The organism is Prosthecobacter sp., assembly GCF_029946185.1.
Classification (GTDB): domain Bacteria; phylum Verrucomicrobiota; class Verrucomicrobiia; order Verrucomicrobiales; family Verrucomicrobiaceae; genus Prosthecobacter.
This window is the reverse complement of sequence record NZ_JAQSEA010000117.1, coordinates 21,921-48,621: the sequence shown is the minus strand read 5'-3', so window position 1 is coordinate 48,621 and position 26,701 is coordinate 21,921. Positions and strand designations below refer to the sequence as shown.

12 protein-coding genes are annotated in these 26,701 nt (G+C 56.7%); 5 read left to right on the top strand and 7 right to left on the bottom strand.

Features of this window, described 5'->3' with window-relative positions:
* On the bottom strand, positions 1 to 8,484 hold an 8,484-nt coding region (locus tag PSV43_RS09470), incomplete at its 3' end, for a hypothetical protein (protein ID WP_300196118.1).
* A 314-nt stretch (positions 8,485 to 8,798) separates the two neighbouring features.
* On the opposite strand from PSV43_RS09470, the gene PSV43_RS09465 reads away from it, so the two are divergent.
* Positions 8,799 to 10,046, top strand: a complete 1,248-nt coding sequence (locus tag PSV43_RS09465) for a hypothetical protein (RefSeq protein ID WP_300196116.1) — start codon at positions 8,799 to 8,801, stop codon at positions 10,044 to 10,046.
* 7 nt (positions 10,047 to 10,053) lie between these two features.
* Here the strand turns inward: PSV43_RS09465 and PSV43_RS09460 are convergent, their stop codons facing one another.
* The 4 genes from PSV43_RS09460 to PSV43_RS09445 all read right to left on the bottom strand — a co-directional run bounded on the left by PSV43_RS09460 (position 10,054) and on the right by PSV43_RS09445 (position 14,784).
* Positions 10,054 to 10,755 carry a response regulator transcription factor gene (locus tag PSV43_RS09460; RefSeq protein ID WP_300196114.1) on the bottom strand — a complete coding sequence of 234 codons (702 nt, stop codon included), beginning with the start codon at positions 10,753 to 10,755 and terminating at the stop codon, positions 10,054 to 10,056.
* Positions 10,756 to 10,776: 21 nt separating this feature from the next.
* Positions 10,777 to 12,528 carry a histidine kinase gene (locus PSV43_RS09455; RefSeq protein WP_300196112.1) on the bottom strand — a complete coding sequence of 584 codons (1,752 nt, stop codon included), beginning with the start codon at positions 12,526 to 12,528 and terminating at the stop codon, positions 10,777 to 10,779.
* Positions 12,525 to 13,568, bottom strand: a complete 1,044-nt coding sequence (locus PSV43_RS09450; RefSeq protein ID WP_300196110.1) for an ABC transporter substrate-binding protein — start codon at positions 13,566 to 13,568, stop codon at positions 12,525 to 12,527. The genes PSV43_RS09455 and PSV43_RS09450 overlap by 4 nt, the downstream gene beginning before the upstream one ends.
* A 97-nt stretch (positions 13,569 to 13,665) precedes the next feature.
* Entirely contained in the window at positions 13,666 to 14,784 is a 1,119-nt protein-coding gene (locus tag PSV43_RS09445; RefSeq protein ID WP_300196108.1) for a hybrid sensor histidine kinase/response regulator, read from the bottom strand.
* A gap of 160 nt (positions 14,785 to 14,944) precedes the next feature.
* On the opposite strand from PSV43_RS09445, the gene PSV43_RS09440 reads away from it, so the two are divergent.
* Together PSV43_RS09440 and PSV43_RS09435 are read left to right on the top strand one after the other, a co-directional pair.
* Positions 14,945 to 15,409, top strand: a complete 465-nt coding sequence (locus tag PSV43_RS09440; RefSeq protein WP_300196107.1) for a response regulator — start codon at positions 14,945 to 14,947, stop codon at positions 15,407 to 15,409.
* Between the two features lie 35 nt (positions 15,410 to 15,444).
* Positions 15,445 to 19,584 (top strand): PAS domain-containing protein, encoded by a 4,140-nt coding sequence (locus PSV43_RS09435; RefSeq protein WP_300196105.1) that lies wholly within the window; start codon positions 15,445 to 15,447, stop codon positions 19,582 to 19,584.
* A gap of 12 nt (positions 19,585 to 19,596) precedes the next feature.
* Here the strand turns inward: PSV43_RS09435 and PSV43_RS09430 are convergent, their stop codons facing one another.
* Together PSV43_RS09430 and PSV43_RS09425 are read right to left on the bottom strand one after the other, a co-directional pair.
* Complete coding sequence (locus PSV43_RS09430; RefSeq protein WP_300196103.1) at positions 19,597 to 22,782, bottom strand: PAS domain S-box protein; 3,186 nt, start codon at positions 22,780 to 22,782, stop codon at positions 19,597 to 19,599.
* 506 nt (positions 22,783 to 23,288) lie between these two features.
* On the bottom strand, positions 23,289 to 25,097 hold the full coding sequence (locus PSV43_RS09425; RefSeq protein WP_300196101.1) for a response regulator: 1,809 nt from the start codon (positions 25,095 to 25,097) through the stop codon (positions 23,289 to 23,291).
* 320 nt (positions 25,098 to 25,417) lie between these two features.
* Between PSV43_RS09425 and PSV43_RS09420 the strand changes: the two genes are divergently transcribed.
* Both PSV43_RS09420 and PSV43_RS09415 read left to right on the top strand, forming a co-directional pair.
* Positions 25,418 to 26,017, top strand: a complete 600-nt coding sequence (locus PSV43_RS09420; protein ID WP_300196099.1) for a hypothetical protein — start codon at positions 25,418 to 25,420, stop codon at positions 26,015 to 26,017.
* A gap of 27 nt (positions 26,018 to 26,044) precedes the next feature.
* Positions 26,045 to 26,692, top strand: coding sequence for a response regulator transcription factor (locus tag PSV43_RS09415; RefSeq protein ID WP_300196097.1), 648 nt, complete (start codon positions 26,045 to 26,047; stop codon positions 26,690 to 26,692).
* Positions 26,693 to 26,701 lie beyond the last annotated feature (9 nt).

Genomic DNA, 26,701 nt, shown 5'->3' with positions numbered 1-26,701 from the left:
GAGACGTGAGCCGCCGGAGTTCAAGGTGAAGTCACTGAAGTCTTCCTGCGCCGTTCCCACCGTAGCATCCACAATGAGGTAGCCACCGCTCATCGTGAGCGCCGCGCCATTGCCGACACGGCGGCTGGCATTCACATCATAGCCGGTCAGCACCAGGGTGCCGCCGAGCATCTTGAGAGATTCCACCGTGCTGTCACCGGCCGTGGAACCCAGGAGGTTCACCGTGCCCGCACCCACCTTGGTGATGGAGGAGTTCACGAAGTCGCCGCCATCAAGGAAGTTCACCCGCATGTTCACCTCACCACCGCGTGCGGAGTAGAGGTTCAGGTTGCGGTTATACAGCGAGTCCGCCTGGGTGAAGCGCACGCTGCCCGTGCCTGTGCCGAAGGTGATGGTGCCGGTGGTGTTCTCACCACCGATGGTGGTGTTTCCGGTCGTGTTGCCGAAGCCGTAGTTGCTGTTGCCCAAGCTGTTGTCCGGATCGGAGGTGTCCACACCCACATTCCAACTGGAGATGTTGAAGGTGCTGCCTTCATTGTGCAGGAAGAAAGAAACGTCCGCTGCCCCAATGCCCATGTTGCTGTCGATCAGCGAGCGGCCACCCATCTGGAAGCCGGACAGGTCGCTGTTCGGGTCCAGCGCCAGTTCTGCGGCGTCGCTGTAAAAATTGCCGGTGCCCATGTAGCGCAGCACTCCGCGCACGATGCTGATGCGGCCAGCGGCGTCATATTGCTGATAGAGATGCACGTTGGCAGTGTCTGTGCCTGCGACTTCCATGCGCAGAGCATCGTTGAGCGTGTCACCGCCGCTGAGATCCACCGCGCCCGTAATCTTGTCACGAATCTGTCCCCTGAAATTCACCGTGGAAAGGGAGGCACCCGTGTAGGTGGTGAAGATGCGGGAGGTCGCCTGCTCGCCGGCCAGCACCTTGGTGTCGCTGCCGTAGAGATTGCCATTGATATGCATGACCGTGTTCGAACTGGCGGCCTCGATGCGCGGAACAAAGTTGCGCCCGAAACCACCGGCACTGCCAGTCGCGTCCACATTGTCAAAGATGATATTGCCACCCCACTCGGTTCCATCGCCTTCCGCATACAGCGCCAGATTGTTGCCTTGAATTTGACCGATGACGAGATCCACACCCATGATGCGGGCGTTGTAGCCGAGGATTAATCCGCCGCCGCCGGTGAGGTTCAACCGCGTGCTCTGCCCCAGCGCCTGGTCATGGCGGGCGTAGAGGTAGCCATAGTTCACCGCAGTGTCGCCGGTGTAGTAGTTGGCCGCTTCCAAGGTCACACTGGAGCTGCCCGTTTTCATCAGGCCGTTGCCACCCGTGTTGTAGATGCTGGTGCGGATGATCGCCGTGGTGTAGTCGCCATCGGTGTTGTTGTAGGCGGTGTTGCCAGAGACGTTGTACTGTGCCCACTCGCTGCCAGCGTAGATGATGGCCTCTTTGCCATTGAAGTCGAGCGAGCCACCGATGATGTAGTTGTACATGTCGAGGTTGATGCCCGTGTTCGAAGCGTTCCCCAGCCGGTCCATCGTGCCCATGTTGGCAAACATCAGAACACCGGAATCGATCTTCAGCCCCCCGCCCTGCGTCATCAACAGGTTCACCTGATTGCCTGCAGTATTGACGTTGCTAACGGTCGTGTCGGAACCAAAGGACACCGAGTTCACCTCCACCACCGAATCCAGCGTGAGGATGGAATTGATGCGGGTAGTGAAGCCGTTGCCGATGGCATCGTCCGTAATGCCGACGAAGCGCACATTTTGATCCGCGCTGATGCCTGCCGTGGCGAGATCCAGTGGTCCGGCGGTTGCCGCGATGGTGCCCGGATCATTGATGATCTTGTAATCCGTGGAGCCGGGCGCATCCGAAAGCGGACGCAGGTAGTACACGGGTTCGCCGGTGATGGGGTTCGTGCTCAACACCGAGGTCATGAGGAACCGTGAGGTGCGGTCTTCATCCCAAGCGATGCCCGTAGTCGTGGAGAGAAGTGCAGGCCGGGTGCCGCCGAAGAAGCCGGGAATGATGGCGGTATTGCCGTTGGTGCCGTCGCCAGCGCCCACCATCGTCGGCGCATTGTCCACCAGCACGAGAGCACGGTTCGTCAAATCCGTGACACCGGAGGAGATGTCCATGCCGGGGTCGAAGAGACGCACCTGCACCGAGGTACCCTGATTGCGAATAATGTCGGTGAAGTGCCAGGCGGCATAGTCACCCTGAAGTCGCACGGCACCATTGATGACATCTGCGCCAATGGCGAACTCAATGCCGAACACCCCGCCGGTCACATTGACGACACCGACTTTTTCCTCGCCGGAGAACACGCCGGAGTAGTTTTCAATGCGCATCCGGGTGTAGCCGTTGCTGGTGATCGCCAGATTGTCATTCAACCGATCGCGGAACTCGTCAACGCTGGTGCTGCCAGCGCTGTAATAGAGGATCGAATTGCGGTCCAGTTCCATCCCCATCATACCCTGTAGATTCGCCACCCCAGAGACACGGGCTGCGCCGCTGCCATTGATAAAGTCACCGGTCCAGTCGGGCGAATTGGTGTAGAAGGCGAATTCATTGTTGCCAGTGCGGAGAATGTCCCCGCTGCCGTAGAGCGCGCCGCCCTGCTCACCCAGACGGATGTAGCCATAGCTGCTGCTGGCGGTGTTGAAGAGGGTGGGGCTGTCGATTTGCATCTGGCCGTTGAGCCGGACCACACGCCCGGTGCCAGTGGCCAGCACGGCACCACGGCCTTCATAGCCGGACCCGCCCAAGGTGAGCCATTCATAGACGGAGGGATCGGAGGTGGTGGAAAATTCCAGCGAACCGTTTTCGCCGATGATGGTGCCGTCGATTGCCGAACGGTTCGTGCCCAGCGCCCCGACGGCGGAAGAGCCCGCGCCGGCGACCTTGATCGTGCCGTTGTTGATCCAGGTGATGCCGCCGTAGCTGTTAAACATGTTCGCACGGATGGTGCCGTCTGGCGCACCCGTGAGCACCACGGTGCCACCGCCTTCGATGATCAGATCGCCCACGTCTGGATTGCCCAGGCTGGCGGGATCATCGGAAGCACCGAGGTGATTGGCGGTGAAACCGTTGGCAGCATTGATGTGGCTGAACTCGCTGGTGATGTAACCATTGATGGTGAGCGTCTTGCCCGCCGTCACATCCAGGAAACCGCCGTTGGAACCCATGAACAAGGTGCGTGCACCATCCAAGGTGACATCCTGCGTCACCGCCAGCGTGCCGCCGTCGAAATGCAGGTTGCCGCTGTCGAGCACGGCCCAGATGCCGGCCGAGCCAGCAGCGGCATTCGTGACATAGATCCCGTTGGTGTAACCAGAACCGCCATTGGAGAGCGTGGTCGCAGTGACCTGCTGGCTGCTATTCGTATTGAAGGTGCCTGCCGCCCCGGAGCCGCCGCCGCCGCCGCTGAAAATGAGCGGCGAACCGGTGAGGCTTGCGCCATTGGAGCCGCCAACATTGACCCGAGCGAGCGTCGCGATGCTGCCGTCGATGTTGCCCAGATTGCTTTCGCTGGAGATGCTCAGCACACCGTTGTTGAGGTAGATTTCACCGGTCTGGGTGTTGTCCGCAGTGAGGATCGTGGTGCCCGTTCCGCCCATGACCAGATTCACCCGGTCGGCACCGTTGTCGGTGATGGTGGCACCGATGGTCAGCGCGCCTGCACCATAGTTGTGGATCATCAGGTCGCGGCGGCTACCGGAACCGGTGAGATCGCCATCGAAGCTGCTGGTCAGAATGCCACCGCTGATGCTGCTGGATCCGGTATTGAGCGCGGAGATGAGGATCGCGCCACCGCCCAGCGTCATGGTCTGTCCGTCCAGGGTCAAATCCACCGGATCATTGAAGCGCAGATTGTCCGGCGTCGAGGCACCCGTGAAGGTGACATCATTGGTCACATCCACAGTGTTGCCCGTGGTGAAATCAGCCTCGGATGCGCCGGTCACATAGCCGGTGTAGGCGCTGATCTGCCCGCCTGTGCCGTTGTTCGCAAAATCCGTCGCTACTCCAATCGCGGTGCCATAGGTTGCATAGGACATAATGCCGCTATCCGTCAGACCGGTGGCCTGCAAGGTAAGCACCGAAGTACCGTCTCCGGTCTCAATGAAGCGGAAGGTACCGCCCTGGTTCTTGTAAAAGGCACCGGCGGCAGAACCAAAGTTGAGCGTGTCAGTGCGCCCGGTGGCAGACACGACACGGATGGTGGATTCCCCATTGAGGATGCGGAAGGTGCCCGTGAGGTTTTCGGTGCGGTTGGCCGCCGATCCGGCGATGTAGTTCAGCGTGCCGCCACCAAACAAAGCCTGGGCGTCGGCTTTACTGAAGCGGTCGTTGCCCAGCAGGCTGTCGGTCGTGGGATTGGCCTGCCAGATGGTCTCGCCGCCCATGAAGTTCCATTTCTCCACCGTGGAGGCACCCGCGCCGTTGGCATTGAAGATGATCGTGCCGGGGCCGGTGATGTTGGCGATGGAATTGACGAGTGTACCGTTGTCAACCAGGCGGGCGTTGATGACCATGGTACCACCGCGTGTCTGGAGAAAGCGCAGGTCACGGTCACTGCCACCGGTATAGCCCTGGTTTTCAAACACGATCGAGTAGTTCGAAGCCCCATCATCCGAGCCGATATAAACCGTGCCACTGCTGTTCTCACCCCCGATGTTGAGAGTGCCGTTGATGTTGTTGTTGTACACGGAAAGCTGCACGCCCCAGTTGAATACCTGACCGTCTCTGGTGAGCATGAGATGCGAGTCATAGGTGCCAGTGCTGACCCCATCCGCCCCGAGTACAGCGCGTGTCCAGTATTCGTTGGCCTGGATGAGCGAGTTCGCGCCATTCGACAAGAATCCGGTGCCGTCATTGCCTGCGGCATTCGGGTCATACATGATGCGGAAAAAGCCCTGACGCATGTCCAGCCGGCCTGTGGCATCCCACTGCTGGAACACATTCACATTGCCCTCGTCATGACCCGACATATAAAAACGTAGCGAGTGGTTTGAATCCAGCCGCGTGGCGGAGTCCCCGGTGCGATAAATGGAGGTGATGGCGGAGTTCGCCGGATCAGTGCCCAGATTGCCGGTCGCAATATCGCGGACCTGACCACGCAGATTCAGGGTGTACGTTTCACCGATGCTGGTCGAAATGGTGATCGGATCGGCATACGCATCGCTGTCGGTGAAGTTGGCATTGTTATCGGTGTAAATATTGCCATACAACGACAGGGTGCCGTTGTTACGTGCGGTGATGGTGTAGTATTGCAAATCGGAACTCCCTGCGGCATCCGCCACATCGAGGATCACGTCCCCGCCCCAGGTGCCGTGTGTGGCACCTTCGTTGCGCAACACGGTGGGTGATCCTTGGAAGGTATTTGACACACGGAGGTTGATGCCGCTGATGTTCGTACCATACTCAAGCAGCAACGCCGCGTTTCCTCCGTTCTGCACTTCACGCCCCGGGCCGCCCACTCCCAGCGCACCTGAATGGCGCGCAACCAGAGAGCCTTGATCACCGAGGTAAATGTTGCCCGTGATGGTGTTCCAGGTGTCAAAATACAACGTGTCACGCCCGGTTTTCGCCAGATCCGTCGTATTGATGATGTGGGAGCGTATGTAGGAGCTGTTGCCCGTCATGATTTCATACCAGTTCGGCGTGTCACGGTCGATATCATGCCAGATGGCGTTGGAGTTGATCAGCGATGGACCGCCGTTCATGTCCAGGAAACCACCGCGGATGACGCCTTCCATGTTCGCGCTCGTGGCCTCGACAAAATTAACAATGTTGATGACGCCCGAATTGATCGTCAGCGTCTTGCCCTGCTCGATGAGGATGTAGTCCTTGGTGGAAGTCCCAACCACCTGCCCGGAGGCCGCTGCATCGAAACTGAGGGTGACCGAATTGACCGCGGTGTCTGTCGTGACATTGCGGAACGCGTAGTTGTTCGCGTCGCCATAGTTTTCCACTCCGGTGATGCCGGCGACGTAGCTATTGACCAGCCAGTTGGTGCCTGCCGTCGGGTTGAGTCCCGTGTCATACTCGGAGGCCGTCAGCGGGCGCAAAAAGCCGTTGTCGTACGTCATCAGGCCCGTGCCTGCACCACTATAAATGAAACTGCCCTGCACCGATTCCAGCGGCCGTGTGTGGGTGGAGATGGTGGGCGCCTGCAGATTGGGCAGCACGCCGCCAAATAAACCGGGCACGATGTTCTGAGTGGCCGTGCCAGGAGCGTCCGCCCCAACTTTCACCAGGCCGGTGTCATCAATGAGCGCGATGCGGTCTTCGCCGACCCCGGTGCCCCAGGTGTGGGATGGATTGGTGTCATAAATTTTGAGCACGCCTTGGTTGTTGCGTGTGAAGGTCTGGAATGCGCCGTCAAACTGACCGCCCGCGCGGGTGTCGAGGACGAGTACATTGGTGCCGAAGTCAGCCACCACATTGCCGAAGTTTTCATGATTGGCCGCCGTCGTGTCTGTCTCCAGCAGCAGAAAGCCGTTGCGCAGATTGGTGAAACCGGCGTCGTTGATGCGGTCGTCATTATTCGAACTGGCATACACCAAGTTGTCAGCGTTGTTCAGCAGCGCCAGCGAACCCCAGCGGGTGATCGTGATCGAGTTCGCCTGGTTGAGGCTGCCGTCCGCACCGGCCAGCGACATGTTGAAATAAACCGAGGCTGCCTGACCGCCGTTGCCGCGATCGAAGCTGTTGCTGACCCACCGGCCCGTCGGCAGCTTGATAAGAACATCGCCGTCAAAATTCGTGCTGTTGCCCGTGACGCGCAGTTCACGGGAGCCGCGAACGGTAAAACCGGTGCCAGCATTGTCACCGGAGGTGTTGTCAAACACACCTCCAAACTCCGTCACCCCAGGGTGGTCGAAGGTGCCGCTGGTGCTGTTGTAAAGGCTGGAGCCGCCGTCGATGGCAAACAGATTGCCATTGCCGACCGCATCCCGACCAATGCCACCGCCGACAAGGTTGATGGTGACGTTGGTAAAGATGTGGTCAAACGTGCGGCCAGCCTCCCCGTTCCCCTCACGCTGGAAGACACCGTTGTTGAAGTTGAAGGTCATGTTGTCAAACGTCAGCGTTTCCTTCGTCTGCTCCGCCAGGGCACCTGTGCCCACGACACTTGGCCCCCAGTAGGACCCGATGGAAAAGCGTGCATCGATGACCGAATTACCCTGGGTGGCGGACTGGTTGATGTTCACGCCAAAGAGATCATTGGTCAGGCGGCTGCCATTGGCAAAGTCAACATTGTCATAGGGATTGCGGTTGTAGGCCAGGTTCACCGTGAGGCCATCCAAATCGATCCCGGCGGATGAGCCCAAGCCACTAGCCGGCCCGCGTGATTCAAACCGAACCTCGCCTTCGTTGATCGTCAGCGATGCGCCGTCCGCGTTCAACACATCCACGCCGCGAATGATCCAGTCGCCAGCACCGACCTTGGTCAAGTCGTTGCCAGGTGCACCAAAGTCCAGAATGGAATTAATCCCTGCAGAGCCATCCGTGCTGAGGCGACGTTCCAGCACAATCGTTCCCTGCGATATGAACACCGCATCATCCGTGACCACCAGATGGGAGAGGTAAGCGGTGCCGGAAGTATTGCGAAGCGCACCGAGGCCGTTCGGCCCGCGTCCGGCAATCATGAAGATTTCCGTGTCGTCAGACTGATAGTTGAAATCCTGGTCGCGCAGATCAATGCCGCCCTCACCTATCGCAATGGTTTCATTGCCCACGCCCCGTGCCCCGGCGGAACGCGGGTTCGATTCAAAACGGATCAGACCCGATTCGACCACCAACTGCCCCTCAAAAGTATTGCCCCCATTGCTAAGATACAAAAAGTTCAAAGATCCGCTCGTATCAGGCATCGTCAGATCCGTGAATCGCATGGCCACCGCACCATTGGTGCCACCGGAGATGACACCGGTGAGCAGCAGCCCCTGACTGTTCGAGACATCGTAATTAAAAATGCTGAGCTCGTTGTTGAGCACGATGGCCGAAGAGATGGTGTCGTTGCCACCGCCGTCATTTTTGCTGAGAATGGAGAGGCCACTGGATGAGTCGAAGGTCAGCGTGCCGCCCTGGATGGTGTAGCTGTGGCCTCCCGAGGTGTCGCCGATGGTGAGTTCACCCAGCATCACCGGCACATCGAGCGTGATCGTGCGATTGGCCGTGATGTTGATGGTTCCAAAGTTGGCAAAAGCATCCTGGCCGCTCACGTAGTCGGTGTCAGGGTCCAGACCGTCCCAGTTGGCCGTGGTGCTCCAATTGCCATTGGCACTGACGAGATTCCACCGGCCAATGGTGCTGTGTTCCGTCTGGGCACCGGCTGGCGCAATGACTGAAAACAGCAGGATGCCTGACAGCAGCAGCATGAGCGAACGTCCGGCCCGCAGGATCCGCGCTGTACCAGGGGCAGCGGAAGGAATGCCGTTGGAGCGTTTTTTGGGTGACAGCAATGTATTCATGGTTTGATTGGCGTGGTGGGGTCGGAACTGCCGGGCACAGCTCCGTTTATTTGTATGCCATTGTGCCTGAATGGTTATTTCTGCCTATTGGGGTCGCGGCTTGCGCCTCAATGCGGTTTGTGCGTGCCGTTTTATACACCTTTTGCTTAGCCAGTAAGGCGGCAGGGGTTGCGCCCCGGTAAGCGGCACTTTCCGCGCTTGAATCAGATAATAATTGAACGTTTCTCAACGTTAGCGGAACCACTTCTGTCATTGAAGTATCACTGGCTTTTCAGCCTCCATCTCCGCCGTCCGTTTTTTCGCACTCCTCTCGTATGCCGCTCGTCCCAGTTCATGGTTTTGTCCCGTTTTCCGGCTCCAAGCACCCGCTTTCACGACCTTTCATCTGGCTGCTGGCTGCCATTTTGACACTGCCGAACCTACCTGCTGTGGGGGCAGGTGAGACGGATGCGCCGGTAGAAAATAAAAATGAGCTTTATACCTGTGCGAGCGGGCCGTGGGGACGCGTCAGCTACTATTACTTCTACCTGGAAGCACCCGACTATGTAGTCGAAAAATTTCCGCTGCCCAACACCACCATCAAATGGGTGTTCAATGTGAATGAGTTCGACCAGATCGAACCCTTGCTCATGAGCGCAGGCATGACCCCGGAACAAATGGACCGCCTGCTGGCGCCACGGCGCGTGGTCAAGGATGCGCGGTATGCGTATATCTTTCCTTCCGCCACTGACGTGGAACTGCTGACGCCGGATGGCCGGTCACGTATTTATGCGGAACTCGCGAAGCTTCCGGCCAATCTGTTTCAATATTCACCAGTGTTCTTTTTGACAGATTCGGTGGAGGAATGGGCACGGAACTCCGGGCTTTCCGCCTCAATCGTCAGCAAGATTTCCAGCCTTTCTTACAAGGCGGGCAACGCGCTCGTTTTCGCGGACATTCCCCTTCTGCTCAGTCAGGCTGAAGACGTGGCTGAAGCACGCTTTATCATGCGCAAACTCACGCGAGTGCGCACGCTGATGGCCCAGCTTGAACTGTCGAAAGAGGACTCCATCCCGGATCTCCTGAACTACTGGTCCACCGGTCTCGGCCTCCGCCAGAAAGAGCTGGAGCCGCTCATGAACGCCATCACGCACACCAAGGGACTCTCCCATCTCGACATGCTTCATCTGGTGCCGCCATTGCCACGCAAACTGCTGTACACCTATCCCGACATCAGCTACACCGCCGAAGGTCGGCTGCCGGACTGCCACTGGACCAGCCTGAATTTTTTCAATCTCACCCCCCAGCACTTCCTGCTGGATACGCGCCTGGCCACCAGTCTGGTGAAGCAAGACTTCGACAAGGTGGAGCCTCCCTACCGCTACGGTGACGTGCTTATGTTCATCACTCCGGATGGTCGGGCCGTGCATTCAGCCACTTATCTGGCAGACGATCTTCTTTTCACCAAGAACGGCGCCAACCTCCTCACACCTTGGCTGCTGATGCGACTGCAGGATCTTGCCAAGCTTTATGAAGTCGAGCCCGGCAAGGCGCGCATCGTTGGTTTTCGCCACAAAAAATAGAGGCCGCCTAGGCCTGCCCTAGCTTGCGCGATTCCACCCAGCGGATGGCAAAACGCGTCACTGCAGCACCGTCCTCGAGTTTCATTTTAGTGCGGATGTTCATGCGGTGCACATCCACCGTTTTTGGGCTGATGCGCAGCGATTCCGCAATTTCATGCGTGCCGCGCCCATCTCCCATCATTTGGAAAATTTCGAACTCGCGGTCGGTCAATGCGTCCAGCCCGCCTTCCATGCGGGGCTTGGTGCCGCTGGTGTAAGCCTTGAGAATCTGCTCTGAGACCGCATCACTTAGCCAGCTTCCACCTGAGGCCACTTTACGCAGGGCGGCCTCGTAGAGATCATAGCCCATATTTTTCATCATGTAGCCTTTGGCACCCGCCTTTAAGGCACGATGAGCATAGTAGGCCTCGTCATGCATCGAAATGACTAGCATTACCAAATCTGGGTGAACTGAATGCACGTCTTTGATAAACTCCAGCCCATTGCGGTCGGGCAGAGTAATGTCTACCAGCATGATGTCCGGCATGTCCGACTCCACCTTTTCCAGCGCGGTTTTGCAGTCTGCTGCCTCCCAACAGCATTCAAAATCAGGCAGACTGTCGATGAAAACCTTAACGCCACCACGCATCATGGTATGATCATCGAGCAAGGCAACACGCTTACGGATGACCGGCGTTTCGTTGGAGGGTTTGTTGCTATTTGTGCTCATATTGTTTCGAAACCCGATAACTCATCGAGATGCAAGTGGCATTTCACAGATCGCGAGGGTCCCGCCTCCCGCCACATCACGCGGCTGAAATGTCAGCACGGCGCCCAGGGCATCGGCACGTTGTCGCAGCATAAACAATCCCATGCCTTTCCCCTTGGTCCCCGCCGTCGGTTGAAAACTAATCCCATCGTTGGCCACTTCCAGACGCAGAAGATTCCGATCCCGTATCAGACTGATCGCTATCCAGCTTGAACTACTATGCTTGGCGGCATTGGTGGCCAGTTCCTGGGCAATACGAAAAATCAATGCCGCCTCCTCGGTTTTCAGGACCCCCGAAAAATCTTCACACGCCACACGGCAATTGATGCCAAACGCGCGTTCAAGAAACTTGCACAGATCATCCAGCGCGTCCGGCAGCTCCTGCGGCCCCACCGCCACGGGCGCCAAGCCGCGCGCAAAGCTCCGCGCAAGATCAGAAGCCTCAGCCAGTTCACGCGCCACGTCCATTGCCAGCACGGACTGGGGATGCCCATCCCGCTTTAGACTGCCGCCTAGCACGCCGCTTTTCAACTGCGCCGCAGCCAGACGCTGACACACATCATCATGCAAATCCTGACCGATGCGTCTTCGTTCATTTTCTGCGGCCTCGATCTGCATCTTGTCCATCTCCTTCTCTGCGGTGATGACACTGGCCATGCCAGCCACTTGGAGCATGCCAGCCTCATTGAGCGTACGCGCGGTCGAGAAACCTCGGCATCGCAGCCATTCAATCTTGCCCCTGATATGAACGCGTATTTCAACTTCCTCCTCGACAGGGGTGCCGCGCAATGAGCGGAGCATTGTCAAAGCAGCCGCACGGTCCTGGCACAGCACGGCATGTAGCCAATCCCACCGTCGTACAGACAGTGCCGCCGCAGGCCGGCCAAACAGGTCCTCATAGGCCTTGTTGACGTAGATATGTTCGTTGGGATCAGGGGGGGCCACCCAAAAAATATCCCTCATGTTCGAGGCGATCTGGCCGAAGCGCCATTCCGACTCCTGCAGGCGGTGGGCAGCGTCTTCAATGCTCCGTGAAATAGTCTCCAGTTCATCCCCACCTCCGATGGATTCGGGCACCAACTCATTCGGCCCGATGCGCTGCGCCTGCTCCACGATTGCGGCCACCCGTTCTGTAATCAACAACTGCAGCAGAGTCCACAGCAGCAGGCAGCTCCCAAACAATACGAAGGCCTGCGCCATGGATTCGTGCAGAGCATGGCTGACGGCGGCGGCAATGAACCAGTTCAAGTCATATTCCAGCACCACCAATCCCTTTCTCGACCCCGCACTGACATCGATAAATGGAAAAACCGCCGTCAAACGCCCTTTTTCCAAGTCTTCATTCAACATCCCTTCGCTGTACTCCTGAGCCTTTCTCACCAGCGGAAGGCTGACCGACAGTGGGCAGTCCCATATAGACAGACCACGCCACTGTCTCCTAGTGGTGTTGCAAATGATGTCATTCCCGTCCGAAATCAGCCCCAGCCGAAGATCCGGATTCACTGAAGCATAACTGATAGCCAGATCAGCTGATTGTGAGAGATGCCGCCTGAGGAAGTGCTGCGCAAAACTCGACAACCGCGTGCCCTCCTCATAAGCCTGCCGCCGCATCTCTTGAAATCTCTCATTCACATCATGATGATACTGCCGCGAGATGTTCAGTATGATCATTAGCAGGCCAAAGACCATCACGATCGCAGAGACTCGAAACTGCAGGGTGAAAAAACGCTTCATGGCTTCGCCTCCAAGAATTCAGACGTGAACAGGCCGCTCACATCGACCTCGCGCGGCAGCAGCCCCATCTGCAGCATTTCCATGCTGATTTTTTTCAGGCACTCCTCCAGCCCGCCCGTTTTTTGTTTAAACAACCGCCTGTTCTCCGCAGCATCAGGCAGATGGATTTTTTGCAGGGCCTTTTGCCACTGTTCCACAGTTAATCCTTCTCGGCGTAATGTAGCGTCCAGCCCGTGGCCGTTTTCCACTACCCGGGAATTACTCCCCAAGCAGGAGGACACCAGCGAACGTAATTCACGTGGATAAGCGCGCAGCACATCCTCCCTCACCACCAACACCCGGCTGAGCTCCAGATCCATCTTGCCCGAATCATAGATCACCGTGGCACCTTTGTCCCGTAACCGGGTGCACCAAGGGTCCGCAGTAACCACCGCGTCGATCCCCCCTTCCTTAAAGGCGGCTTCCGTTTCCGCCAAATTTAACGGGACCACCTCCACATCCTCGAACGACATGCCATTCGCCGTCAGCGCATGTCTCAGCAAATACTCGCTCGACGATCTGAGCTCAACCCCGATGTGTTTGCCCCGGAGGCTCTGCATCGTCAAAGGGACGGCATGTTCCAAGGTTGCATCCACTCCCCAGGGCTTACGATGAGTATCCCAAAGCCCCCTGTACCCGGCGTGCCCCATGATTGCATCCGATCCCTTGGAAACGCCAAGAATCACCACCGCGCGTGGTTTTGCACCGTCCGCTTCCAGACGGATCAACTCGTCCAGCGTCACCACCGCCGCATCCGCCACATGTTTACGAAATGCCGTCAGGACCGCAGTGGACCATGACATCTCAACCAAGTTGATCCTCAGACCATTATTATTAGTTGAATCACATGCCATCACCAGACGCTCTGAACCTGGCCAGATGTTCACCGCCACAGTCAGAGGCCGCTTGTATTCAGACTCCGGCCAAAACAAGCCCACAGCACACAGCAGCACCCCCAAAAATGCTGCCGGAATCATGCGGATCTGGATGAATTTATTCATGCGCGGCTCCCAATATCCTATTATTTTCACGCCCCGACCAGCTTAATACTTCAAGCCAGCTAGAAGCGTGCGTTATCCAGACCCGAACGTGGCCTGCTCAGCCTGCATCTGAGCAGATATGCGCGGCGATGATGCGATCCAGTTCGCGGACGCCGAAAGGTTTGTTCAGGTAGGCAGTGGCGCCTGCGGCCAGACAGTTTTCTTTATCCGAAGCACTCGCATGCCCCGAAAGACTGACGATGGCAATGTCACGCGTTTTGAGATCAGTGGAAGCACGAATCTGCCGGATAGCACTCAATCCATCCACGACCGGCATGCGAACATCCATCAGGATGAGATCGGGCTGCAGCATGCTGGCCAGCTGAACCGCTTCACCGCCATCCCGGGCGGTGATGACCTGAAAGCCCACGCTTTCAAGATAGTTGCGTGTGACGGCGACGAGCGAGGTCTGATCATCGGCGATCAGAATGGTGCGCTGGCGGCGGGAAGCCGGCAGCGGAGGTTCAATGCTGGACGAAGCTTCTGGCAGGCACGGTTCCTCCGCTGACACCTCAGCCGACGACCGGCTCAGTGGCAGCCGAACAGTCATGCCGGCATCATGTACGGCGGCTTCATCCACCGCGAAGGTGCCGCCGTGGAGTTGCACCAATTGCTGCAGCAAGGCCAGTCCGATGGGTTTTAATTTTCCCAGTCGGCTGAGGAGATGCACCGACTCAAAAGCAGGCTGACCGGCAAGGCCTAAAGTTTGGAGTTTCAGGCAGCCTTCGTCATGGCTGATTCGCAGCCGCAGCTGTCCACCAGTGTGCATGGATAAGGCAGCAGCAGAGAGCAGTTCCGTGAGGATCTGCTGCAGCCGGCGCGCATCAGCAAGGACTCCGAGAGTGGACGGCTGCACCTCCGTAACAATCTCAATGGAGCGTGACCGCCCAAGGCCCGCCACCATGGCCAGACTGCTGGCACAGATCTCACTGACACTGCATGCAGCCTTTGTCAGCGGTGACGCACCCGCTTCGAGCCTTCCGAGATCCACCACGTCGGAAATAAGCTGAAGCAACTGCTGCGCACTGTCCTGAATAGCTGAGACAGCCGATTTTTGCGCTCTTTCCAGCGGCCCGTAAACATCTTCCAGCAGCGTTTCCGCCTGCGCGATAATGTTTGAGAGCGGATTGCGTAGCTCATGCCCAATATTGCCGAGGAATTCATTTTTCTCCGCCATGGTTCCCCCAGTCAACGAGAAGTTCGGCCGCATTGCATCACGCTGCTGAGGTTTAGGCGGGTCTAAATCATTATTCATTCTCTTGCTTCTAGGCTACACGTGCCAGATTTGCTGTATGTTACAGCAGATTTTATTCATAGTTAGAAACTAAAGAGCATTCATGCAGCAGGCAAATTGGCATTCCAGTTGTTCAGGAAATCCCGGGGTGATCCTACTTGTGGAGGATCATGACATCTATCGCGAAGTCGTGCGCGCCGCGCTGGGCAAGTACCTGCCCCATTTTGACTTGGTGGCGGCGGAGAGCGTGGCCGCCGCGCTCCCGATCCTGCACTCGCGCAAAATTGATGTGATGGTCGTTGATATGACCCTGCCAGACGGGTCTGCAATTGACCTGCTGGAACAATGCGGCCATTTCGTTCAGCAAGGGGTTAAAGTGATTGTGCTAAGCAGCCATTCCATTTCCGACATGGTGCCGGTTTTGAACCGAAGTGATGTGCATGCTTATCTCTCGAAGGAGCAAGGACTCAAGGCACTTGCAGAAAAGATCACCGCCATTTGCAGCACTGAAGCACCTGAACTCCCTGCTCTAAAGGAACAGGAACCGGCACTGACACAGATCCAGTGAATGATTGAACCTCCTGATCCATGATCATTCCAACCATGCCGACGACTACCACCACCGATGCCTTGGACATAAAGGTGCAAGGTGACTGGTTCCGCAGTGTTTTTGACTGCCTCAATGATGCGGTTTTCATCTACGACGTCGTCACCGGGGCAATTTTGGAAGTCAACCAGCGTGCCTGCGAAATGTATGGCGGGGATCCAGATGAAATGCGGCGGCTTTCCATAGCGGCACTAAGCGTAAACACCCCGCCCTACACCGTGGAGGAGTCGCTGTACTGGATGCGGAAGACGATGGAAGAAGGCCCGCAGCTCTTCGAATGGCAGGCCCGCGATCTCTCAGGACATATCTTTTGGGTGGAGGTGAGCATGCGTAAGGCTGAGATTCTCGGGAAAGACAGGCTGATCTCCACCGTGCGTGACATCTCCAAGCGGAAGCATGCCGAGAGTGAACTGCGGCGGAGCGAGGAACGTTTCCGCACCGTGCTCGGCAACTCCAAAGATCCCGTCTACTGTCTTAGCCTGCCCACCCTGACCTATGATTACATAAGTCCAGCAGTTGAGCAGGTGCTGGGTTTCAGCATTGAGGAATGCATCGCGGGCGGACTTCGTTTCATGTTTTCGCGCATTCATCCCGAGGACTATCAGTCAAAGCGCGACCGCTTGGACAAACTGATCGCCCGTGATTTCAATGGGGATTTTCAGCCTGTCTTGGAATATCGATTCAAGCACAAGAATGAAGGCTACCGCTGGATCAGCGACAACCGCTCCGTCGTACGGGACCATGAGGGCAAGCCGGTGGCGATCATCGGCAACCTGCGTGATTTCACCACACGGCGCGAACAGGAGGAGGCACTGCAGCAGCAGGCGCATGCCACGCTGCTGTATCATCTGGAAAACACCTCGCTGGCGCTGGTGGAGTGCGACACGAACAGCCGCATCTGCCGGTGGTCCCCCCAGGCCGAAAAAATCTTTGGCTGGCCCGAGGCCGCCGTCATGGGGAACGATAACAGTGACTGGAGCTTCGTTCATCCTGAAGACTTGCCGCGAGTAAAGGCGACTCTAGACCGGTTGCTGGACCGGTCTGAGTCCCGCAACACCTGCATCAACCGCAATTTCACCAGCGATGGCAGGGTGATTGTCTGTGAGTGGCACAATTCCGCCTTGTTGAACGAGGAGGGAGAGCTGCAGTCGATACTCTCACTGGCCTCGGACATCACCGTGGAGAAAAAAATGGAGGAAGCCCTGCGGGCGATGGCCGAGGGCGTGGACGCACGCAGCGGCGAGACCTTCTTCCAGTCGCTCTGCCTGCAAATGGCCCGCACCGTTGAGGCCACATACGCCACAGTGGCGATGCTCCTGCCGGAGCGAGACAGGATGGTGCGGACACTCGGTTTCTGCGCAAACGGCAAGGTGCTGCCCAACAAAACCTACTCCCTGGTCGGCACGCCATGCTACAACGTGGCCAGCGGCGATATCTGTTATTATGACCGTGATGTGCGCCAGCACTTCCCCGACGACCAGATCCTGCAGGATCTGGGTGCGAACAGTTACATGGGCATGCCACTGCACGCCACCGACGGGCGCGTGATCGGCATGATCGCCGTGTTCAGCGAACATACGCTGGACCACCGGGAGCGCCTGCAGGCCATGTTCCAGCTCTTTGCGGTGCGTGCAGCGGCGGAGATGGAGCGGCATCAGGCAGAACTGGCCCTGCGGCAGAGTGAAGAACGCTATGCGCTGGCGGCCACCGGTTCCACCGGAGGTGTCTGGGACTGGGACATCCGCACGGGTGGCGTCTATTATTCCGCCCGTTTCCGCGAGCTGCTCGGTTACAACCACGAGGAATTCCCCAGTCTGTTTTTTGCGTGGGAGCAGAAAATGCACCCGGCAGACCTGCCGCTGGTGCGTGCGGCATTGGAGAGTCACCTGGAGCAGCGCAGTGAATTTTGCATCGAATACCGCATTCTGGTGAAGTCGGGCGGGTATCGCTGGTTTGAGGCCCGCGGCCAGGCCCTGTGGGACAAACAGGACGAGCCCTACCGCATGGCCGGGTCTGCGCTGGACATCCACGAACGCAAGCTGGATGAGCAGCGCCTGCTGCGCCTGAACCGCCTGCATGCGATGTCCAGCAGCATCAATGAGGCCATTGTCCGCATCCGCGAGCCGCAGATGCTCTATGAAACCGCGGTAAACATCGCGGTGGAAAAGGGCAGCATGAAAATGGCCTGGATCGCCTTCTTTGATGAAGCGACGCAAAGCCTGAGGCCCGTGGCATGCGCCGGCACTTATCAGAACTATCTGGACGGCCTGACGCTAATTATGAGCGATGATCATCCCTCGGGTCGTGGCCCGGCGGGACGTGCCTTTAGAGGCGGCACGCATGAAATTTCCAATGACATCGAGAATGATGACACATTCTTCTCTCGTATGCGCGCGCTAGAGGGTGGCTTTCGTTCCTGCGCCGCCTTTCCATTGAAACCGGGTAACATTCCCGTGGGTGTTCTGCTCATCTATGCCGATGAGCGCAACTGCTTCCAAGAGGAGGAAATCCGCGTGCTCAGCGCCCTCGCCAATGACCTGTCATTCGCCATGGAAACGGTGGAGAGGGAGAAGGAACGCCAGCAGGCCATCGATGCACTGCGTGAAAATGAACGCATGATCTCAACGCTGATGGGAAATCTTCCCGGCGCCGCCTACCGCTCTTTCATTGATGAAAAACGAACGCTGGAGTTTATCAGTGAAGGCTGTCAAGAACTCACAGGTTATGAGGCGGAAATATTCACTGGCACCGGTGAAGTCTTCTTCGGTGAACTGATCCATCCGGAGGACCGGGAGCATGTGCGTGAGACCGTGGCAGAGTCTGTCGCGGCTGAGAAACGCTTTGAAATGAGCTACCGCATTCGCACGGCTGAAGGCGCGGTGAAATGGATCTGGGAACGCGGCCAAGGGATTCACTCCGAGGACGGCGTGATCCGCCACATCGAGGGCTTCATGACCGACGTGACTGAGAAACGCCGCATGGAATCCCAGTCCCTGCGCAATCAGCGCTTGGAAAGCATCGGCACACTTGCTGGCGGAGTGGCGCATGATTTGAACAACGTGCTTACGCCCATTCTGATGTCGCTCACGATTCTGCGCATGAAACTGCAACAGCCACGCGACGTGGAACTGCTGAACGCCATGGAGAACAGCGCGAACCGAGGCGCGGAAATGGTGAAGCAAATTCTAAGTTTTGCGCGGGGTGTCGAGGGCCGCAGCATGCGCCTGCGGCCACAAGATGTCCTCCAGGAAATCGAGCAGCTCATTCACGAAACCTTCCCCAAGTTCATCAAGTGCCGCATAACCTGCTCAGAAGAGACTTGGAACGTGGAGGGAGACCCCACCCAACTGCACCAGGTGCTGCTCAATCTGTGCGTCAATGCGCGGGATGCCATGCCCGGCGGAGGCGAACTGGATATCACCATGAACAACGTGGTCGTGGATGAGCAGTTTGCCAGCATGCATCCCTACGCAAATACGGGACCCCATGTGGTGTTTGAGGTCAAGGACACCGGCACCGGCATTCCGGTCGAAGTAAGGGACCGCATTTTTGATCCGTTCTTCACCACCAAGGAAATAGGCAAGGGCACGGGACTTGGACTTGCCACCACTCTCGGCATCGTCAAATCGCACCACGGATTCATTGATCTCACGAGCCGGATGGGCAAGGGCACAGTGTTTCGCATTTATCTGCCGGCCAAAACCGACGTAGAACACAGGGAAATTCAAGTGATCGAATCCAAGCGCTGCCTTGGACAGGGAGAGCTGATCCTTGTCGCGGATGATGAAGTCGCCATTCTTACCGCCACCAAGCACACCTTGGAAGCCTTTGGATACCGGGTGGTCTCAGCCTGCGACGGCACCGACGCCATCGCGACATTTTTAAAAAGCGCTGAAAAGCCGGCCGCCCTCATCACTGACATGATGATGCCCAATATGGACGGACCGACGCTCATCCAAGCGCTGCGCAAGATTCATCCCGATCTGCCCATCATTGGCGCGAGCGGACTCAGCCATCAAATGCAGGCGCAGGTCAACAGCCTGGGGGTAAAGCATTTTCTGCGCAAACCTTACAATGCCGACGCCTTGCTGGAAGCGCTCGGTGATGTGCTGCAGCATGTGCGGAAGGCAGCCTGAGCCTTGGGGTGCTCAATGTTCGTTCAAAACGTGATGCAGAGCCCGTAAAAGGGTTTCGGCCGTGTAAGGCTTGGGTAAAAACTGCCGCACCCCTGCCCCGGCGGCCTTCGCAATGCCACTGTTGGAACTGATCCCACTGGCGGCAATTATGCAAACCCGAGGGTTCATTTTCATCAAAACCTGAATCGTGGTTGAGCCGTCCATGACCGGCATCTGCATGTCGGTCAAGACCAGGGCTATGTCACTTTGATGTTTTGAGTACAGAGTCACCGCCTCCGTGCCATCCGCAGCCAGCAGCACCCTGTAGCCATAAGCCTCAAGCGTCTGGCGCGTGATTTCCCGCACGGCCGCCTCGTCATCCACGATAAGGACCAGTTCGTGATTGCCACGGGGCAGCACCAGCTCCTCGACCACCGGCCGAGTCGTGGCCTGTGCCGGCTGTGCGGGAAAATAAACATGGAAGCAGGAGCCAAGCCCCAGCTCGCTGTAAACACGGAAGAATCCCCCATGGCTTTTCATGATGGCCAGCGATGTGGAGAGCCCTAGGCCGGTGCCCTTTCCGATTTCCTTCGTGGTAAAAAAGGGGTCAAATATTTTCGGGAGAATTTCCGACGCAATGCCCATGCCGTCGTCCTCGACACTAATCATGATATGTGGCCCTTCACGCGCATCGATGTTCATGGCGGTGTATTGCGCATCGATCAAAATGTTTGCCGCGCTGATCGCGAGCATGCCTCCGGCAGGCATCGCATCCCGCGCATTGACGCACAAATTGAGCAGCACCTGATGAATCTGCGTTATGTCACCTGCCACGATATCGGTTTCATGCAGCTCATCCTGCAGGCGGAGATGGATGTTTTTTGGAAAGGTATCCCCCACGATGCGTGCCAGGTCCTGTAACACGCGGCTGACCTTCAGGGGCGCCTTCTGCCCTTCCATGCCCCTGGCGAACGACAGCACCTGACTGAGCATGTCGGCTCCACGACGAGCACTGGAGGCGATCGTCTCCAGTGTTTCCCTGCAAGCCTCATCCTTGATGCGCAAATTCAACAGATCCACCGACATCATGATTGGCGTGAGCACATTGTTGAGATCATGCGCGATGCCACCCGCCAGCGTGCCGATGCTTTCCATGCGCTGAGAACGGAGAATCTGATCTTCCAGTCGTTTTTTTTCCGTGATATTCGTGTTGATGGCCAGCACGCACTTGGGCCGGCCTTCGGCATCGCGTACCAAAGTCCAGCGCCCTTCCACGGTCAGAACCTCACCTGCCCTGGTCACCTGCAGAATTTCACCTGCCCACTCACCCTCGGTCAGCACCTTGCCGTTTTTTCTCTCAAACTGCGAATCATCGAGGTAGAGCAGTTCGGACACCTTGCGTCCCTTTGCCTCTTCGGCGGTCCAGCCATAAAGAATTTCAGCGCTTTTATTCCAGTAAGTGATGTTGTGGTCGAGATCACGCACCAAAATGGCATCGTTTGCCTTGTCGAGCAGTGATGCCTGCTGACGCAGCATGTCCTCGACTTGTCTGCGCTCCCATTGAGCAAGCACTAGGGAGATGAAGTTGGCCATGGAAGTCGCAAAGCTTTTCTCCTCTGGCAGCCAGGCCCGCTGCGGGCCGACATGCTCTTGACAGAGGACTCCCGCCAGCACCCCGCCCACATGCAACGGGGCGTCCAGCATGGACGTGATGCCCAGCGGGGCAAGATAGCTGTCCTTGAACTCGCAGGTACGAAGATCATGCAGCGCATCATCTGCCGCAATGGTTTCATTTTTCCCCATGGCACGAAAATAGGCCGGTGAATCCTCACCGCGCAGCTCACGTCCAGAGGAGTGACGCCGCACACCAGACTCAAACAGCATCTGGCAGACGATGCTGCTGCGGGTTTGATCGTACCGCCAGATGCTGACACGCTCTACTTCCATGGCGTGGGCGATTTCTTCGGTGATCAGACGAAAGGCCGACTCAAGATGGACCGCCTGCATCACCCCCCCGCGTATCATTCGGGCCAATGCGACATGCTGTCTTTCATAACGCAGATTGCTCTTCCTCAGTCGGTCGGCGGCCTCATTACGTGCGGTGACATCACGCTGAACCGCCACATAGTGCGACATCTGACCTTTGAGGTCGGTGATCGGCACAATATCAATCTCAACACAAAAGGCGGAACCATCCTTCTTATAGTTGATCAGTTCCTCCTTGCTTGGCAGCCCTTGGGCCAGGGTCGCGTGCATTCGGCCCAGTGCAAACAAGTCGGTTAAAGGTCCTTGCAGGAAGTGCGGGCTTCGCCCCAGCACTTCTTCCCGGGTGTAGCCGGTCTGCCTGCAAAATGCATCGTTCACGAAAACAATAAGGGGGTCGGGTTGATTCAAAGTCGCTGACTCGATGATGAGCACGATGTCAGTTAGATGGGCCACACAGCCCTCCAGCAGTCGCAACTGTTCCTGATTGTGGCGCGACTTCGTGATGTCTTTGCAGAGCATCACCACATTTAGAGCCACCCCGGATCCATCCCGAATGGCAGACACGCTGTCTTCCACCCAGACCACCTCATCCTTTTTGCTGAGATAGCGTTTCTCCACGATGTAGTCGTTGATCTCTCCATCCACCAATCTCTGGTTCAGTTCCTGGATGTGCGCCGCATCATCAGGATGCGTGAAGGCGGCAAAAGATCTGCCGATCATTTCCTCTTCAGCATAGCCGATGATATGACAGTAGTGCTTGTTGATTTGGATGAGGTGCCCGCTCATATCCGTGATCGCAAAGCCCCCGCTGGCATTTGTAAAGGCATGGCGGAAGCGCAGTTCACTGCTTTGAAACGTCTCCTCAGTGCGCTTGCGGGAGGTGATGTCGACGCATGTGACGAGCGCACCTGCGCCATCATCCACCGGCAGTGGAATGATCGTGATTTCGATCCAGCTCTTTTCCGTCGAGTCTAAGAAACATGATTCGATCCGGACACCCACCGATTGCTGATCCAACACCTCCTTGAGCGCCTGCGCCCATGTTTCCCCGCCATCAAACCGAGGTTTGCATTCCGTGGCAAAGAAATCAAAACAGCTTCTCCTGCTTTCCGGCAGAAGCGGACTCTGGCCAAAAAAATCCGCAAAGGGAGCCAGCCCACCGTTCACTGCATGGATCAAACCATGACTGTCCACCATCATGACCAGGCTGCCGGTGAGGGTCTGATCCTTCACACTCAGCGCAAAACCTGACTTGGCAGACTTCATGGCAGAAGGGCTTCCCCGCCTGGCACCTTCATGGGGTATGATTTCATTCTCACCACTGGTCAGATAATACGTGGGGATTTCTTACACCGGAAAGAACTATTCGCAAAATGACATATGTTGGGGCACGACCAAGATGTGTGCGACCTTGGAATGAATTTGCGTTTGCGAGCACCAGAAGAGCACTTGTTTGTCAGGATGACCATGCTGCTCCTTCGGTCATCGACGTATGGGGTCAAGATTCTGTGCACCCAAATGATTCAGCACAGATAATTCAAGGAAATTCCATAGCCACCATTCAATTTGGAGGCATTTCCCATCATATGATTAGGCAGGTACATCCTGCATTTTCCAGCCCCGCGTCACTGGGCATGGCAAATGTGCCTTCGCATTGCAGCGAAAGGCGATTTCCTCATAGGGGATTTGGATTCAGGGGCTCGTCTCAGGCGGCCGTATACGCCCCCGCCTTCCGGCATTTACAGCCTCGCCGGTTGTAGCAGGGCCTGACCCACAATGTTGAGCAACTCCACCATTCCAAAAGGCTTTGGCAGAAAGTTTTCGCCGGCCTTTAACTCCTTCGCATTGTTCAGAGTGGTCGGAGAATAGCCACAGGTAAAAATGACTGGGAGGGTGGGATCTTCAGCCGCCAAGGCTTTTTCAAGATCGAAACCACTGACCCCACCGGGCAGTTTGACGTCAACGAGCGCAAGTTTGATGACTGACGCCTTCTCGCGCCAGATGGCCCAAGCTTCATTGGCATCAGCGGCCGTGAGCACCTTGTGCCCCTGACTCGTGAGCACGTATTCCATCACCTGCCGCACGGAATCTTCATCATCAACGATCAGAATGGTCGAAGCCTCGTCCTCAGTGTTGTTGCTTAAAAGTTTTTTCTCTGGTGTTGCGAGGGCTGGCGTACTTCCAGTGGCGACTGGCAAATAGATCGAAAATTCCGTGCCTACTTCCAGCACGCTCCTGCCCTCGACCCAGCCACCTTGCATACGCACCAAGCCCTGCACCAAGATCAAAGAGATGTCCGCACCGCCTTCTTGATCCGAGGAGAGCTTGGATGAGTCAAACAGACCTGCAAGCTCGGCAGGGTTCAGCCCCTTGCCAGTGTCAGAAATCGTCATGACAACATACTCTCCAGGTTTCGCCTCCGCATGCATCTGGCAGGCCGTCTCGGCGTCTGGGATGGTCATGGGTCTGGTTTGAATCATTAATCTGCCGCCCGTCTGCATCGATTCACGTGCATGGATGAGCAGATTGAAAATGATCTGCTCCAAGGAAGCCTGATCCGCCATGACACTTGGCAGATCAGGGTGATGGCTGATCTGAATGGCGATCTGCTCTCCGATCGCTTTCTGCAGCATTGCCGACTGGCCATCGATGATCTGTCCGAGATGCAGGGGTGTCGGCTGCAGATATTCGCGCCTGTTGAATGACACAAACTGCGACGTAACGCCCGCCGCCCCCTGTGTGGCAAGGATGAGTTCTTTTAACGTCGCGGTCGGCAGCGTGCAGGAGCCAGTGCCCTCTTGGTTCAGCTGCGCCACTTCCAGATGGCCCTGAATCACGGTGAGGTAGTTGTTAAAAAAGTGAGCCATCGCGTCCGCGAAACGTCCCACCGTTTCCAAGCGCTGGTTCCGGCACAGTTGGTCCTCCAATTGCTTGCGGTGGTCCTGCTCAAGCCGGAGCCGGTTGCTGACGTCTTCGAACCTCGTGGTCACCTCCAGCAACTGGGCATTCAGACTCAGATTGCGATGTGAAGTTTGATTTTCAGCACCGTGCTTGTTCGTGAGTGTGCGGATGAGCTGTGTTATCTCGAAGGGAACCAGCCTGAACTTGAACACCAGGAGATGTGGATTGGAACCTAGGTCGATCGGAATTTGTTCGAATGATTCCAACTGGGACACGGCATGCAGCACCACATGCAAGTCGCGCTGGGACTGCCATAAGCGATTGATGATGCCTCGATAATCTTTACCATAAAAAAGACGCCCATCGATAATAACCAGAGAAAAAGGCTTATGCCCTTGCGCCGCTGCTTCAACCAACTCCACTGCTTCCTTCTCATTCGCAGTGCATACCACCACTGCGGCGGAAGTTGCCGCCCTAGCTTTGGTACTGACCTGATCCACACCCAGTGAAGCCGAGGAGCTTCCACTGTGGCTCATGTTCTGTAGAGTGTTGGAAATGTGCAAATCCTCCTGCAAGGAGCGCTCTTCGGTCACAATCAGGATCCGGCTGCTGGCACTAAGGTTGTGCTGAATAGTATTTAGATACATGCGCCACATACTAACCCAAATTTATTATAATAATGATAAAATAAGGTTTATTTTATCAAAAGATTCAGAATTTGAATGATAAACTGTAAAATTGAAATGCGCATTCGATTTAGGTGACACCTAAATAATGAACAAATATTTAGGTGCTGGGTCGAGCTGCCTCTGGAACTTCTAAATGCCGCGACATAATGATTTAAATTATTTAGCCCCCAATGCATTCAACCGCTCTAGAAATGGAAAATAATTCAGCCGCAACGCTACTACAGTCACTAAGCGGCTTGTTAAAAGAAGAAGATGCTCAGAGGGTCGATCTTGCCCACTTGTTGCACAAAGACATGGCCGGTGGCTTGGTGGCCTGCGCGTCGCTGGGTGAAATGATGCGGCACGAACTGGCGAACGGTGGGAATACAGGAAGCGTCGTCAAGCTGCTGGGCAGCCTGGATTCCACTCTACGGCAGACGCTGCAACTGGTTCGCGACATGACTGAAAAGCAGTTTCCGCCCGTTTTGAAAGCATTCGGGCTGCATGTGGCGCTGCAGCAGCTGGTGCGCAATGTGGGCGAAAATTTCCCCGGCTCTCTGGTTCTCCACCTCAGCGGTGATGAGCCGTCATTCGATCTCGCCAGCCGGCTCAATCTGTTTCGCATCATGCAGGCACTGCTGACCCATTGCGTGCGATTTGCCAACACCTCATGGGTGGAGGTGACCTGCCGCGCATCGGCCGAGAAACTGGAAATCACCATCGATCACGACGGCGGTGACGACATCTGGAAGGAGATGGGATCCGGCTCGGAAATGGCTCTCATCGAAGCCCGCTGCGCCCTGCTGGGATCCCGCATGCAGGTCATGAGCGCCGGCCCGGACGGCAGTTCGCGAATTTGTCTGATGGCGCTGCCATCACTCGCACAGTCCGCAGCATAAAACCACTTCAAGACATTGAACACGCTCATGCAATCCCCTCCCCCATTTAGAATTCTGGTTGTCGATGATCACGCCCTGGTACGTGAGGCCTTCACGAGTATGCTGAAGGGCGAGTTTCCTCAGGCCACCGTGGTCTCCACCGGCACCTGTGCAGAGGCGATGGTCGAGGCCCGCCTGCACAATTATGAAATCGCCTTGGTGGACATCGAACTGGGGGACCGCTCGGGAATGGAGCTGACCACGGAACTGCGCATGCTGCCCACCCCGCCCAGAATCATCGCTGTTTCGATGCATCAGGAGGAAACTTTTGTCTCACGCACCATGCAGCTCGGCGCACGCTCCTACGTGACCAAGGATGCACCGCCCCACGAGCTGTTTGACGCCATTCGCTGCACCTTGGAAGGGCGCAGTTACATTTCCAGAGAACTGGCGCAAAAATTCGCGGATCGGTCGATCCGCAAAGGCTCCTCCGGACAGGTTCATGAAAAGCTTTCCAACCGTGAACTGGAAGTCCTCATGCAGCTGGCCCGTGGCAAAAGCCTCAAGCAGGTGGCGCTCGATCTGTCTCTCAGCCCGCGAACCGTCGCAGTTCACAAGCACAACCTCTGTCGCAAGACGGGGCTCAAAGGAACCGTCGAAATTCTCAGATACTGCCAGTCCAACGGACTCGCTTAACTCCACCCC

Bases quoted from the DNA above. Each gene is read 5' to 3' on its own strand.
- PSV43_RS09465 (WP_300196116.1), top strand. From the start codon at position 8,799: ATGCCGCTCGTCCCAGTTCATGGTTTTGTCCCGTTTTCCGGCTCCAAG.
- PSV43_RS09460 (WP_300196114.1), bottom strand. From the start codon at position 10,755: ATGAGCACAAATAGCAACAAACCCTCCAACGAAACGCCGGTCATCCGT.
- PSV43_RS09455 (WP_300196112.1), bottom strand. From the start codon at position 12,528: ATGAAGCGTTTTTTCACCCTGCAGTTTCGAGTCTCTGCGATCGTGATG.
- PSV43_RS09450 (WP_300196110.1), bottom strand. From the start codon at position 13,568: ATGAATAAATTCATCCAGATCCGCATGATTCCGGCAGCATTTTTGGGG.
- PSV43_RS09445 (WP_300196108.1), bottom strand. From the start codon at position 14,784: ATGGCGGAGAAAAATGAATTCCTCGGCAATATTGGGCATGAGCTACGC.
- PSV43_RS09440 (WP_300196107.1), top strand. From the start codon at position 14,945: ATGCAGCAGGCAAATTGGCATTCCAGTTGTTCAGGAAATCCCGGGGTG.
- PSV43_RS09435 (WP_300196105.1), top strand. From the start codon at position 15,445: ATGCCGACGACTACCACCACCGATGCCTTGGACATAAAGGTGCAAGGT.
- PSV43_RS09425 (WP_300196101.1), bottom strand. From the start codon at position 25,097: ATGTATCTAAATACTATTCAGCACAACCTTAGTGCCAGCAGCCGGATC.
- PSV43_RS09415 (WP_300196097.1), top strand. From the start codon at position 26,045: ATGCAATCCCCTCCCCCATTTAGAATTCTGGTTGTCGATGATCACGCC.